We start from the raw sequence: 13,810 nt of genomic DNA on the forward strand, positions 1-13,810 counted from the left end.
GGCGACATCCCTCACGCCGCCGTCGACCACCACGCCGGCGAGCTTCCGGGTGACGGCGCTGTGCGTCGCCAGCTCGCCCCAAACGACGCTGGGCAAGCCCCCTGCCTCGACGACGACGGCTTCGCCAGGACGGGCAACGTCGATTGCCTCGACCGGCTTCGCCCAGTCGCCATGATACGTCCGCACCGTGACCGCCCTGCCGACCAGCTTGGCGCCAGGACAGATGGCGTGGATGAACGCCAGATCGCCGGATCGGTGCTGAGCGTCCGCGATATTCGCCGTAGAGACGCGCATCAGGGCGTCGCGAACGGTCTCTTCGGAGGCGGTTCGCTTGTAGAGGTCGGTGCGGACGCTTTCGCCCGTCTCCAGGGCGGTCAGGAGCGCCGCCGTCGCCTCGCGCGCGTTCTCGGACTTCGTGATTGCACCGCCGACGATGACGATGCTCGCGCCTGCGGATGCCGCCAGCGCGACGTTCTCGGAGTGGAGACCGCCCGCCACAGCGACCGGGATTCCAACGGCTCCAGCGATGCGTGCGAGCAGATCGAAGGGAGCCTTCCCGCGCATCTGGTCGTCGATGGCGATGTGGACGGCAACGATGTCCGCGCCGAGCTCTTCGGCTTGCTGGGCCCGAGAGAGCGCGTCGGAGACGCCGATCATGTCGATGCACACGCGACAGCCGAAGTTTCGCGCGACCTCGACGCTCTCTCGGATCGTCGCGTCGGACGCCGCGCCGAGGACATCCACGACGTCCGCCCCCGCCTTGCTGGCGAGCTCGACCTCGGTGCGTCCAGCATCCATCGTCTTCATGTCGGCGATGATCGTCGCGGAAGAGAAGCGGCTTCGCAATTCGCGGACGGCGTTCAGGCCCTCGCTCTTGATGAGCGGCGTGCCGGCTTCGAGCCATCGAGCGCCAGCGGCGTATGCCTCCTCGGCGACAGCGACGGCGCGCGGCAGGTTGTAGAAATCAAGGGCGACTTGGAGGATCGGAGCCATCGGAGACCGTGCCCCTGGAGCCGGGCTCAGGCGCGGGGTGTGGCGTCACGCCCAGATGGTAGCACCCGGCGTCTTGGGGCGACAAGAAAGCCAGAGCCCGATGCCGAACGGCGTCGGGCTCTGGCGTGATGGTTCAGTGCGGCACGTTGAGCTGAGTGGTCTGTTTCGCAGATATTCGCCGAATCCACGGACACCGTGAAGTAGGGGCGACGCGGCGCGTCGCCCCTACGGATCGTCACCGCTCTACGAAATGAGAGCTACTTCTCAGTGCCGGCGTAGCGCTTCTTGAACTCCGCCGACGCTTCGGCGCGTGCGGCGCGTTCTTCCGGCGGCATCTTCCCGACAAACCACCGGTGTTCGGGTCGCGACAGGATCTCGTCGAGCATGTGCTCGATTTCGACCGCTTCGGAGCGCTTCCCGGTCGCCTTGCCGTGTTCGATGACCTCCTTCACCTGGGGCACGAACTCGACGTAGAACCGGTCGGCAACCTCGAACATGCCGTGCCACTGCGTGTAGTCGGGACCCATCATCGAGGCTCCCATTCGAGCCCGGCGGCCCTCGTGGTGCCACAGATAGTAGTAGGTCCACTCGATCTCGTCGTCGAACTCGGTATCGGCGGTGATGAGTCCCTTCGCCTTCATCGCCTTCATGATGTCGGTCGCCGGGATGCCGAACTTGGTGTTGTAGAGTTCGACAAGGTCGTCGAACTGCGTGTAGAACGCCGCCACGTACTGCGCCGAGTGGCACTGATGGCAGACGTCCTTCATGTTCTCGCGGCGCTCTTCCCACGGGATCGTCTGCTCGCCCGCCTTGAGGGCTACTGCGTCCACCTTCTCGGAGATGGCGGGTCGCAGCGTCCACGAGATGCGTTCGCCCACGTCGTGGGTTACGCCCTGGTTCGGCGTCGCGCTCATGTGGCAGGTGGCGCAGGTCGGCGCTGCGACGTAGTCTTTGCCGACGATCCACGGGCGCGCCTTGAGGTTCATCTCCTCCTTGTGCGCGATGAAGTTGATGCCGTGCTTGGACTCTCGGTAGATCTCGTACTGCGGGTGATCGGGGCCCAGATGGCACTTGCCGCAGTCGTCGGGTTCGCGGGCTTGCGCGACTGAGAAGAAGTGACGGTTGTGGCACGCTGCGCACGAGCCGAGCGAGCCGTCGGGATTCAGTCTGCCGATACCCGTGTTGGGCCAGGTGTCGGGGTCGAGCACGAGCACGCCGGATGCGCGCTTGATCGGGTTCCCCTGCTCATCTTTCATCACCTTGATCTCGGACCCGTGGCACTGCTTACACCCGCTGACTGCCGCCGCGCTTTCGCTCTTCTCGCCATTGACAATCGGCGAATGTCCCTCGACGACCTCGGCGAGCACGTTGTCGAGCGATCCGAGGATCTTGCCCCCTTGCGCGTGATGGCTCCGCTGGAACTGGTCGAACACCTCTCGATGGCACTTCGAGCAGTCCTTGGGTGAAACCACCGTGGCGATTGTGTAGGTGTAGTGCTCGAAGGCGTCCACGTCGGCATCCTCAGCCGAGTGGCACTCCAAGCATCCGACGCCCTTCTGGGCGTGAACGCTTTCCTTCCATTGCATCACGGCAGTCCGGGCGTTGCTCGGCTGCGAGTGGCAGTCGATACATTTCGCGTTGTCGGATGATATGACGATGTGTGGTTTGGCGCCGGGGATACGTCTCACGCTCTCGACGTACCCGACGACGATGAGTGCGGCGAGCAGGAGGAAGCTCAGACCGCCGATGATGATCTGCTTCGCCTTCAATGACATCGCGCAACTCCCTTGGAGGTTCCTAGACGAACAGTTCCCAGATCGTGAATGCGATGAGGATTAGCACACCGACAATGCCGATCCAGACGGTCGCGTGCTTGTTGGGAAAAGCCCGTTCCAGGAGCCGATCGACGACGGGCCAGAACAGGAAGATTGTCACGAACACCATCGCCCCGAGTACGCCGACTGTGAACGACGTCAGCTTGAGCCAGCGAAACATCGGGAAGAAGTACCACTCAGGCTTGATGTGCTCCGGCGTCACGTTCGGGTCCGCCATCTGGCCCAGCGGCGCTGGCGCGATCAACGCCAGAACGGTGAGCAGAATCGTCAGCGTCATCCCGATGATCAGCTCGGTCATCACATGATCGGGGAAGAACGGGAAGGTCTTCCCGGCTTCCTCCTCGTCGCCCTCGTCGAGATCAGCGTCTGCGTGGATGGCGACGTCGAAATGGACGCCGTGCAGCCGAATCTGCAGGACATGGAATCCCAGCAGAATGACCATCACAGTCGGCAGAACGCCGATGTGCAGCACGAAGAACCGGGTGAGTGTGTTCGCGCCTACTTCATCGCCGCCCCGGATGAACCGAGCCATCATGTGACCGACGACCGGGGTTGCTTCGGCGATGTTCGTTCCGACCACGGCAGCCCAGTAGGAAAGCTGCTCGTAGACGAGCGAATAGCCCGTGAAGCCGAACGTGAACACGGTCAGCAGGATGGCGACTCCGAACATCCAGTTCATCTCGCGCGGCTTCCGGTAGGCGCGCGTGAAGAACACGCGGACCACGTGCATCAGCACGGCGAGCACCATCAGATTCGCCGCCCAGTGGTGAACGCTGCGGATGTACCATCCGAATCGGACTTCGTTCGTGATGTGGGCGACGGACTGGTACGCAGTGCCAGGGCTAGGGGAGTAGTAGAAGGTCAGGATAATGCCTGTCATCGCCTGGACGACGAACAAGTAGAGAGGCGTTCCGCCCAGGGCGAACCACCAATGCTTGAGGTGCATTGGGATCGCCTCGGCAGTCAGGTGCTTGAACTCGTCGAGATCCAACGGGAAGGACCGCTTCGCCCAGTTGACCGCACGTCGCATGTTTGGCATGTCGCAGTCCTTCCTAGGCGTCCAGCATGACGAAGATGGAGCCCTCGTCTTCCTCGACCGCGTACTGCTGCAGAGGTCGGGGCGGGGGCCCTACAACGACGTTGCCGTCGACGTCGAAGACGGCGTTGTGGCAGGGGCAGAAGAAGCGGTTGTGCTCGGGTTCCCAGTAGACGTGGCAACCCAAGTGGGTGCACGTCGTCGAGATCGCCCGCAATCCGCCTGCCGTCTGCACGAGAACGACATCGTGACCACGGAGGTCCCGGAACTTCTTGGCGCCCTCCTCTTCGAGGTGCGTCCTCGATGTGATGTAAACGCGCTGCGGTGTGCGCCGCTCGCGCCTCGGGAACAGGAACTGCAGACCGTACGATGCAGCGGTCGCGTAGGACACGAGTACGCCGAAGATCATCGCGACGGTTCCCAGGAAGCCTCGTCGCGATGGACCAGGCTGCTGGGCAGAGCCGCTTGGGGTGTGATTCTCTTGTCGCATACCAAGCCCTCGTACGTTCAGGTCTTACCCTGGGTCACAGACCGTGACGTTCGGGTGGCGGAACATGGGCGGCGCACAGGCGCAACTCCACGCTCTGGCACGACAATAGCCGACTCGTTCGTCCGTTGCAACGGTCAATTAACGAATTCGGAGTCTCAAATCGGATAATCGTGTATCGGATGTGCTTCCTCGGCTCGGATCGGGCTCGATGCCGCGTGTTGTTGGGTCTTCTGCGCAGTGATATACTGGCAGCGAAGCCCGGAGTTCCAAACCGTGCCGAGTCTTCTAGGAGTACGGCCCCATGGCAGGATGGCGTTGGCGATTCGCGGCTACGTGGGTGCTGTGCGCGTTGGTGCTACCCCTCGCGTACGCTCAAGACCTCGAAGAGCGCGTCATCGAACACACGCTTCCCAACGGCATGCGACTGCTTTTGCTCCGACGCACACAGTCCCCGACCGTCGCCGTGAACATGTACATCAAGGTCGGAGCGGTCGATGAACCGGTGAATCAGACCGGCATCGCCCACATGCTGGAGCACATGCTCTTCAAGGGAACCAAGGTCCTAGGGACGACGAACTATGAGGCGGAAGCTCCCATCATTCGGAGGCTCGACGAGCTCTACGCCGAATACGACCGCGAGAGGGATGCGAGTCAGGGCGAGGAGTCCGAACGGCTCAACGAGCTCCGGCAGCAGATCGATGCCGCGCAGGAGGAGCAGAAGCAGTACGTTCTCAGCAACGAGCTCGACCAAGTTCTCTCGTATCACGGCGCGGAGAACCTGAACGCCGGAACAAGCATCGACTACACGACGTACTACATGTCGCTCCCAGCGAACAAGCTGGAGCTGTGGATGATGATCGAGTCGGAGCGCATGCGCGACCCGATCTTGCGCGAGTTCTACGTCGAGCGCGACGTCGTCCTCGAAGAACGGCGCATGCGCTACGAAGTGCAGCCGGACGGCGTGCTGCAGGAGCAGTTCCAGGCGGCGGCGTTCGTCGCGCACCCGTACGGAAGACCTGTGATCGGCTGGCCCACCGACGTGAACCGCCTGAAGCGGCCCGATGCGGAGACGTTCTTCCGCACGTTCTATGCTCCGAACAACGTGGTCGTGGCGATCGTGGGCGATATCGAGCCGGAACAGGTCATCGAGAGGATGGCTTCGTATTTCGGCGACATCCCGCCGCAGCCGATCCCGGAGCGAATCGCGACCGTGGAGCCGCCGCAGGCGGGAGAGCGCCGCGTTTCCGTCGAGTTCGATGCCGAGCCGCAGGTGATGATCGGCTACCACAAGCCGACCGTTCCGTCCTTCGATGACTTCGTGTTCGACGTCATCAGCGGCTTGCTCACGTCGGGCCGGACATCCCGGCTCTACCGTGCGCTCGTCGAGGAACAGCAGGTCGCCGTCAACGTCGACACGTACAACGGGTGGCCCGGCGCGCGCTACCCGAACCTGTTCCTGATCGAAGCCACGCCGAGGTTCCCGCACACGGCGGAGGACGCCGAGAAGGCGATCTACGCCGAGCTCGAACGGCTCGCCAACGAGCCCGTTCCAGAGAGGGAACTGCAGAAGATCCGCAACCAGCTCGAAGCGGGATTCATCCGGGGGCTCAACTCGAACGAGGGCATGTCATCGCAGCTCGCGTACTTCGAGTCCATCGCGGGAACGTGGAAGTACGTTCTCCAGTTCCGCGAGACCGTCGCCCGCATCACGGCGGAGGATGTTCAGCGCGTCGCCAAGCAGTATCTCAAGGCGTCGAACCGGACCGTGGCGACGCTCGTCAAGACCGCGACAGAATCCGAGTAGGAGGCACTCCCAGTGGCAAGAGAGCGCATAAAGCCCGCAGCCATGGGTCTGGTCGTCGCGGCTTGCTGGGCGATGCTCGCGGCGAACGCCCTCGGCGCGCTGCCGAAGGAACTGGCGTTCGAGCCCCTCGAGTTCACGCCGCCGTCGCCGGAGCACGTGACGCTCCCCAACGGGATCCGCCTGTTCCTGCTCGAGGATCACGAACTGCCCGTGTTCGACATCTCCGCGATGATCCGAACGGGAGATGTGTTCGATCCACCCGGGAAGGAAGGGCTCGCCAGCTTAACGGCGACCGTCCTCCGAACCGGCGGAACCGAGTCCCGAACGCCCGACGAACTGAACGAGACCCTGGAGTTCATCGCGGGTTCGGTCGGATCCTCCATCGAAGACGACGCGGCGCGGGCATCGCTGTCGGTCATGGCTTCCGATATCGAGTTAGGCATCGAACTGTTCGCCGACGTACTGCTGCATCCGGCGTTCCGCGAAGACAAGCTCGAGTTGGCGCGGAACCAAGCGCTCGAGGGTATCCGTCGGCAGAACGACAACCCCAACCAGGTTGCGAGCCGCCGACTGTACCGGCTCATCTACGGCTCCCATCCGTACGGTTCACAGCCGACGGAGAAGTCGATCCAGTCGATCACGAGGGATGACCTGGTCGAGTTCCACAGGAAGCACTATCGTCCGGAGAACCTCTGGCTTGCGGTCAGCGGCGACTTCCGTCGGGACGCGATCATTGAGCTGCTGACGCAGGCGTTGGGCGGCTGGCAGTCGTCCGGCGAGGCGGTTGCGGAGCCGCCCCAGGCTACCGACGCGCGCAACGCAGGCGTCTACCACATCGAGAAGGACCTGAATCAGACGAGCGTCCTGATGGGACATCTCGGAATCACCCGGACCAACCCCGACGTGTACGCCGTGACCGTCATGAACTACATCCTCGGCGGCGGCGGATTCACGTCGCGGCTGATGCGCGAGGTGCGGTCGAACCGTGGGCTCGCTTACTACGCGCAGTCGGTGTTCCGCCGTCGTGCGCTGAGAGGGATCTTCCTCGCCGGCAGCAGCACGAAGTCCGAGACCACCGTTCAGGCGATCGAGTTGATGCGCGACCTGATGGCGAGTATGCGCGAAGGCGACGTGAGCGACGAAGAGCTCGATCTGGCGAGGAACTCCATCGTCAACTCGTTCATCTTCGCGTACACCTCCAATGAGCAGATTGTCAGCCAAGACATGGCAGTCGCTTACCACGGGTACCCGGAAGACTTCCTGTCGGCGTACACGAAGCGCATCCAGACCGTGTCCGTTGCGGACGTGCGGCGAGTCGCGCAGCAGTACCTACAGCCGGATGCGCTGACGATCGTTACCGTGGGGAGGGAAGGGAGTTTCGGACGAGCGTTGTCGGATATCGGACCGGTGACGCACGTTTCGTTGACCGACGGTGAGTGACATCGACAGGGAGGTCGGTTCCGGTGACGCAATCGCCTGCGGCGGTCGCCGCCTACGAACGGGACGGCTACGCCGTGTTCCGCAACGTCCTCGATGCGGACCTGGTCGGCGAAGCCAGCGCCCATGTGGATTGGCTCCTCGAAAAGAACCCGCACCTGAGGCCTGAGCATCTAGGGCACACGCTCGTACGGAACGACCCGTTCTGGGTCCGCCTGATCAGCGACAGCCGTTTGCTCGACGTTGCCGAGCTCTTCGTGGGACCTGACATCGCGCTCTTCGCATCCCACTACATCAGCAAGCCGCCGTCGGATGGTCAGCCTGTCCTCTGGCATCAGGACGGGAGTTATTGGCCCCTCGATCCGATGGAGGTCGTGACGCTGTGGCTCGCGGTCGATGATTCGACGCCGGAGAATGGGTGCATGCGGGTCGTTCCTGGCACGCAGCATGCCGAATTGCGCCCGATGGAACGGCGTACGGATGTCGCCAACGTCCTGAGCTCCGGCATGGATGTGAGCGCGGAGGACGAGGCGCGGGCGGTCGACGTGATCCTGAACGCGGGAGATGTGTCGGTTCACCACCCGAATCTGATCCACGGGAGCAACGCGAACACCTCGTCGCGCAGGCGATGCGGTCTCACGATCCGCTACATCCCGACAACGACGCGCATCACCGTCAAGGCGTGGCCCAGCGCGTTCCTGCTGCGCGGCAAGGCAGTGCCGGAAGTCAACGACTACCTGGAAAGGCCGGTCTACGACCCGGTTCAGCACATGCCGTTCCGGGGCGCTGGCGTCATGTGACGGCTATTCGAGGTTGGCGTGGTTGTCCCAGATCGCCGCAGGATCGACGTCCCAGTCTTGGGCGAGCGCCATGGCGGCGGCGTCGAGGAGTAGAAGCAGCGTCTGCTCGAACCGGGCATTTCCTAGTTGCGATGACGGTCCCGACGCGATGGTGACCGTCAGGTGGGCGGCGTTCGCCAGCCTGGACGCAGGTCGAGCGGTGATCGCGGCGACCTCGGCGCCCAGTCTGCGAGCCCGTTCAGCATAGGCGCATGTAACCATGGTCTCGCCGGACCCGGAGCAGGCGACCAGGATATCTCCCGGCGCGATGGCGGGCACGGTGGTCTCGCCGACAACGTACGACGTACGCCCTAACTGAGAAACCCGCATGGCGAACGCCCTCGCAACCAAGCCGGTGCGCCCCTGCCCCGTCAGGAAGATCCGTTGCGCTCCGGCGACGCGTCGGACGAGCTCGCCGAAGCTTGCGCCCGACACGGACTCGAGGCTGGTATGGACCTCGGCGAGTATCTGAGGGGCTAGCGTGGCAAGCCGCGTCATCGCTTCACCTTCCGACGGCGCGCGGGATGCTCTGAACATCGGCTGCGGCGATCACCGCATCGAGGGCGTGATCGGCTGCGACATCGACGGAAACGCCGCAGCCGTGGACGTCGTTTGCGACCTCAACGTCTACCCGTACCCGTTCGCGGACGGTTCATTCCAGCGCATCGTCTGCCGCGACATCCTGGAGCACCTCGACGATGTGCCGCGAACAATCGCGGAGCTCCATCGCCTGCTCAAGCCCGGTGGTACCGTTGAGGTGCGCATTCCGCACTTCACGAGCATGGATGCGTACGCGGACCCGACACATCGGCACTATCTGTCAGCGCGCAGCCTCGACTTCTGCCTAGAGGGAACGTGCCGACCTGGTCTACGGACTGGTCGACGATTCCGTCTGGTGCGTCGCCGCATCGTATTCTATAGAATCTACCGGGTTCTTGGCATCGCGGCGTGGGCGAATCGGTTCCCAACTCGATGGGAAGGACACCTCGCCTTCATCTTCCCTGCCCAGTACGTCGAGTTCAGCCTGCAAGCCTTGCCGTCGGGTTCGCGCTAGCGCTGTGGATTCTCACCGATCAGTTCGACGAGCCGGTCCACCTTGGCTTCCAACGCAGCCATCCGCTGCTCATTGAGTAGCCGCCCAACATCTCGTCTGCTGACGTACTGCGCTGCCAAGATCCGATGCCTCTCGATGGCGAATCGGATCGCGTGCGATAGCAGGTATGCGTCCACATGACCCTTGATGAGGTAATCCTGTGCGCCCTCCTCCACAGCCCGCGCGATCGTCGTCTCGTCCTCCAAGCCGCTCATGACGACGGTCGGTACGGTCGGATCGACGGCGCACACCTGGACGACCGTGTCGATGCCCAGTCCGTCTGGGAGCGTCAGATCGAGCAGCGTGACGTCGATCCCTCCCGACCGAAGCCGCGACACGGCATCGGACACTCGCTGAACGTGCTCCACGCTGAAGGTGATACCGGACTCTGAGAGGTACTCCCGTACCAGCCGCGCATCGCCCGGATTGTCTTCAACCAGTAGTACCCTTATCGAAGCCGCTTCGCGCATCGAGACGCCTTTCTTGGGGCGGGAGCACCGCCGTACTCATCCAGAAATCGCTCACTGCCAACAGAGATCGCGCCAGCTGATCGAAGTCGTGCGGCTTGACGACGTACGCGTTGGCGTGTGCGTCATACGCCGCCCGGATGTCTCGGGCGTCCCGAGACGACGTCAAGACGATCACTGGGATCGTCCGCAAGGCTGGCTCCTGCTTGATTTCGCGCAAGACCTCCAGACCGTTCATCTTCGGCAGGTTGAGGTCTAGTATCACGAGGTTTGGCATCGCGCCGTTGCACTGCGCGCGCGACCGGATCGTCTCGAGCGCTCGGGCCCCGTCCGAAACGACCTGGATGGTGCACGGAGCCTCACATTCGGCGAACGCCTCCTGAACCAGTCGCACATCTCCCGGATTGTCCTCGATCAAAAGAACGTTCGTAGTTCGTCCGGGTTCGAAATCGACGTTCATTGGTGCGCCTCCGACTACGTGTCTCTGGGCAGCGTGAAGTGGAATGTCGATCCGACTCCATCTTCGGAGTCCACCCAGATCGTACCCCCGTGCCGTTCGACGATTCGCTTGCAGATCGCGAGCCCGATACCGGTTCCCTCGTATTCGTCTCGGGTGTGCAACCGCTGAAACATGTCGAAGATTCGAGCGCGATATTCCGGGGCAATACCGATTCCATTGTCCGAGACCGTAATCTCCCACACACCGTTCTGGCAAGACGCGGAGACGCGGATCCGCGGCTGCGAGGAACCACGGAACTTGATCGCGTTGGCGATCAGATTGGCGAGAAGCTGGTGCATCTGGCGGGGGTCTGCCTGCACGACGGGGAGGGCGTCGCTCTCGACGATCGCGTCGGACCCGCGGATCGTCACGCTGAGATCGGTCAGGACGCCCTCAAGGGTCTCGCCCAGGTCGGTGGACTCGAAAGCCAGCCCGCGCGTGCCGACACGGGAATACTCGAGGCAGGAGTCGATCATCCGCTGCATCCGCAACGCGCCGTCCACGGCGAAATCGATGTAGTCCAGCGCTGACTGTTCGAGGTCGGGACCGTGCCGCCGAACCAGGAGTCGCAGGTAGCTCGACACCATTCGCAGCGGTTCCTGCAGATCATGCGACGCCGCATAGGCGAAGTTCTGCAAATCGGCGTTGGAGCGCTCCAGTTCCGCTACGACAGCCGACAGGTCCGCTGTCCGGTCTGTGATGCGGCGTTCCAACTCGGCGTTCAGGTCATGGACGGCAGCCTCCGCGAGTCGGCGCTCGGTGCAGTCGACCATCACGCCACGGACGCGGGTCAACGCGCCGTCGGCGGTTTCGACCGCGACGATATTGCGTACCCAGTGAACGCTGCAGTCCGCCGATATCACTCGATATTCGAGCTCGTGATTGCTCCCGCTCGCCAGGTGAGCTCGGTACTCCAACTCGATTTGGTCCCGATCATCCGGGTGAACGACCGCCAGCCAACACCCGAAGTGGTCCAGCCACCGTTCGATAGGATACCCGAGCAGCCTTTCTGCCTGTCGACTGACGTATCGCAGCGCAAGGGTTGCCGGATCCGCCTCCCACAGGATGGCGTTTACGGAGTCCAGCAGCGCTTTCCGGTCGAGCTCGAACCTCTCCAGGGCTAGCTGAATCTGCCGGCGTTCGGTCAGGTCTTCGATCACGACGACCGCAAACGCGAAGCGACCATCGCCGTCGCGAATCGAGGCGATGGCGCGCGAACACCAATGCTCCGAGCCATCGCGCGCGACATAGGTTCCAGTGTCCGCGCAGTCCGCCCGTATGCCCTGGACGAGCTCGGCGTAGGCGGCGGCAGACGCCTCGCGATCCTCCGGCGCAATGAGGTCATGGAGCGATAGCGATGAGAGCTCTGCGTCCGAGTATCCCAAGGAGTCTCGAAGAGCTCGATTGCTTCGGATCGGTCGTCCGTCTTCGTCGGAGATCATCATGCCGACCGGCGACGACTCAAAGACCGTGCGGAATCGCTGCTCGCTCTCGCGGAGAGCGATCTCGGCAGCTCTGCGGTCGGTGATCTCGCGCACAATCGCAAGCACCTCGTCCTCGCCGCACTTCACGTAGCGAGCCTCGAAGTGTCGGGGTATCTGCCCACGCGAGAGGACGTATTCGAGCGTCTGCGTCTCGCCGGTTGCGAGCGCGCGGCTGACACAGCCCATGATCTCGTCAACGGACTCGTGGAAGATCGCGCCAACGTGCTTGCCGATGAAATCCTGCGCCGGCACGTACAGCCCCATTCCCTTCGCAGGGATCACATCGACGAACCGACCGTCTCGGGCGATGCGGAACATCAGGTCTGGGATGCCGTCCAGCACCGCTCGTAGACGGGTGACGCTCCGCCGCAAAGCGGCTGCAGAGGCTTGGCGATCCGAGATGTCTCGAACGACCCCGAGATAGCCGGTCGGGGCCCCGTGCTCGTCGTGAAGGACCGTCGCGCACACTTCGCACGGGAACCGCGTCCCGTCAGCCCGAAGCAATGTGTATTGGTAGTTCCGTAAGCTGCCACTTTGGAGCAACTGACCCATGTCGATCATCGCCTGCTCGATGTCTTCTGGTGCGAACAGCTCGAGCGCGCTCCTGCCGATGAGATCCTCGGGTTTGGTGAGACCGTGCATCGCCAGCTTGGGTGTGTTGCAGTAGAGCGTTATTCCGACCAAGTCTGTGGTGAACACGCCGTCCGGCAACGTCTCAAGAAGGGTGTGGTAGAGCCGCTCGCGGTCGGCGAGCGCATCGACGGACCGCTTGCGGTCGATGGCTGTGGCGATCTGACCGGAGACGTAGCGAAGGATGTCCATGTCGTCGTCGCCGAAACGCGGCGAGCCACAACCACCCTGGAGCACGAGGACGCCGATTCCTGATCCGTGCGATTCCAGCGGCACGGCGACCCAGTAGCTTGGAGTGTTCTCCAGGGCGTCGGCATTCCCAAGGTCGCGGATGGCTTCGCGGCTGAGTAGCTCTGACTGTCGCGTGGCAAGGACGCGCTCAAGTCGCTCCATCCAGGCACCGGATGCGTACGGATTCCCGGACGCATACGCCACGCGGAGGTTGGCGGCATCGCCCGGCGTCGCCAGAGCCACGAGATAGCCGCCGACATTGAGTACGGAACGAAGCGACTGATGCACCGAGCTCAGCCAACCGTCCTGGTCTTCGGTCATCAGGGCCGCCTCGGCGATCTCGTAGAGCAACGCCTGGACACGCTCGGCGCGCCACCTCGCGGTGACGTCCTGGACGGTCCCGAAGGCGCGCACGGCTTCGTCGCCCTCGTAGACGAACGTACCTTCCTCATGGATCGCTCGGATCCCGCCGTCTGGTCGGACGATGCGGTAGTCGATGCTGAGGGACGTGTGATCGCGCTCGGCAGCCCGCCGACTGGCGGCGACTCGGGCGCGGTCGTCGGGATGGATCAACGATGTCACGACGCCACGGGATGGTGTGAAGTCCGGGCCCGGAGCGATGCCGCAGATCCGGTACACTTCGTCGGACCACCAGTAGACTTGTTCCCCGACGTCGACGTCCCAGTCGCCGATGGCGGCGACGCGCTGGGCTCGTGACAACCGCATCTCGCTCTCGCGTAGCTCGTTCTCCTGGCGTCGGCGGTCGACGAACGCCCCGACCATCCATCCGATGGAATCCATCGCGTCCATGAGCTCGCGTTCGCGGACCCACGTCTGGCGGAACAGCGCCTCGAACACGTAGACGACTTCGCCTCGGACGTACACTGAGAATGCCGTTGCCGAGCGGAAGCCATCCACAGAACGCGCTTCCCACGCGGGTCCGACCTCGCGAGCGCTCAGGGCAGCCGCCCA

Annotated in this window: 12 protein-coding genes; 4 read left to right on the forward strand and 8 right to left on the reverse strand. The window is 63.4% G+C overall.

Going from position 1 to position 13,810, the window contains the following annotated elements; translation table 11 throughout:
• The 4 genes from FJZ36_14375 to FJZ36_14390 form a co-directional block, all read right to left on the reverse strand.
• Positions 1–993 (reverse strand): bifunctional hexulose-6-phosphate synthase/ribonuclease regulator (locus FJZ36_14375; protein ID MBM3216089.1); only part of this gene is annotated, 993 nt, incomplete at its 3' end.
• Positions 994–1,250: 257 nt separating this feature from the next.
• Positions 1,251–2,768, reverse strand: a complete 1,518-nt coding sequence (locus tag FJZ36_14380) for a hydroxylamine oxidoreductase (protein ID MBM3216090.1) — start codon at positions 2,766–2,768, stop codon at positions 1,251–1,253.
• Between the two features lie 22 nt (positions 2,769–2,790).
• Positions 2,791–3,867, reverse strand: coding sequence for a cytochrome bc complex cytochrome b subunit (locus tag FJZ36_14385; GenBank protein MBM3216091.1), 1,077 nt, complete (start codon positions 3,865–3,867; stop codon positions 2,791–2,793).
• 13 nt (positions 3,868–3,880) lie between these two features.
• Entirely contained in the window at positions 3,881–4,354 is a 474-nt protein-coding gene (locus FJZ36_14390; protein ID MBM3216092.1) for a Rieske (2Fe-2S) protein, read from the reverse strand.
• 301 nt (positions 4,355–4,655) lie between these two features.
• Between FJZ36_14390 and FJZ36_14395 the strand changes: the two genes are divergently transcribed.
• From FJZ36_14395 to FJZ36_14405, 3 genes are read left to right on the forward strand one after another with little or no spacing between them, the layout of a single operon-like run.
• A complete protein-coding gene (locus FJZ36_14395) occupies positions 4,656–6,158 on the forward strand; it encodes an insulinase family protein (GenBank protein MBM3216093.1) in 1,503 nt (500 codons plus the stop codon).
• A gap of 12 nt (positions 6,159–6,170) precedes the next feature.
• Positions 6,171–7,598: an insulinase family protein gene (locus tag FJZ36_14400; protein ID MBM3216094.1), complete on the forward strand. Its 1,428-nt coding sequence runs from the start codon at positions 6,171–6,173 to the stop codon at positions 7,596–7,598.
• A 23-nt stretch (positions 7,599–7,621) separates the two neighbouring features.
• The gene (locus FJZ36_14405) at positions 7,622–8,395 is read left to right on the forward strand and encodes a phytanoyl-CoA dioxygenase family protein (protein ID MBM3216095.1); all 774 of its coding nucleotides are present in this window, start codon (positions 7,622–7,624) and stop codon (positions 8,393–8,395) included.
• A 3-nt stretch (positions 8,396–8,398) separates the two neighbouring features.
• On the opposite strand, the gene FJZ36_14410 is transcribed toward FJZ36_14405, so the two are convergent.
• Positions 8,399–8,971, reverse strand: a complete 573-nt coding sequence (locus FJZ36_14410) for an SIS domain-containing protein (protein ID MBM3216096.1) — start codon at positions 8,969–8,971, stop codon at positions 8,399–8,401.
• Here FJZ36_14410 and FJZ36_14415 point away from each other — a divergent pair.
• Entirely contained in the window at positions 8,916–9,488 is a 573-nt protein-coding gene (locus FJZ36_14415) for a class I SAM-dependent methyltransferase (GenBank protein MBM3216097.1), read from the forward strand. The two genes, FJZ36_14410 and FJZ36_14415, sit on opposite strands and share 56 nt — an antisense overlap.
• On the opposite strand, the gene FJZ36_14420 is transcribed toward FJZ36_14415, so the two are convergent.
• From FJZ36_14420 to FJZ36_14430, 3 genes are read right to left on the reverse strand one after another with little or no spacing between them, the layout of a single operon-like run.
• Positions 9,485–9,997: a response regulator gene (locus FJZ36_14420; protein ID MBM3216098.1), complete on the reverse strand. Its 513-nt coding sequence runs from the start codon at positions 9,995–9,997 to the stop codon at positions 9,485–9,487. The genes FJZ36_14415 and FJZ36_14420 overlap by 4 nt on opposite strands.
• Positions 9,960–10,454, reverse strand: a complete 495-nt coding sequence (locus FJZ36_14425) for a response regulator (protein MBM3216099.1) — start codon at positions 10,452–10,454, stop codon at positions 9,960–9,962. The genes FJZ36_14420 and FJZ36_14425 overlap by 38 nt, the downstream gene beginning before the upstream one ends.
• 14 nt (positions 10,455–10,468) lie before the next feature.
• Complete coding sequence (locus tag FJZ36_14430) at positions 10,469–13,756, reverse strand: PAS domain S-box protein (GenBank protein MBM3216100.1); 3,288 nt, start codon at positions 13,754–13,756, stop codon at positions 10,469–10,471.
• Positions 13,757–13,810 lie beyond the last annotated feature (54 nt).

This window comes from Candidatus Poribacteria bacterium, from assembly GCA_016866785.1.
Lineage (GTDB): Bacteria > Poribacteria > WGA-4E.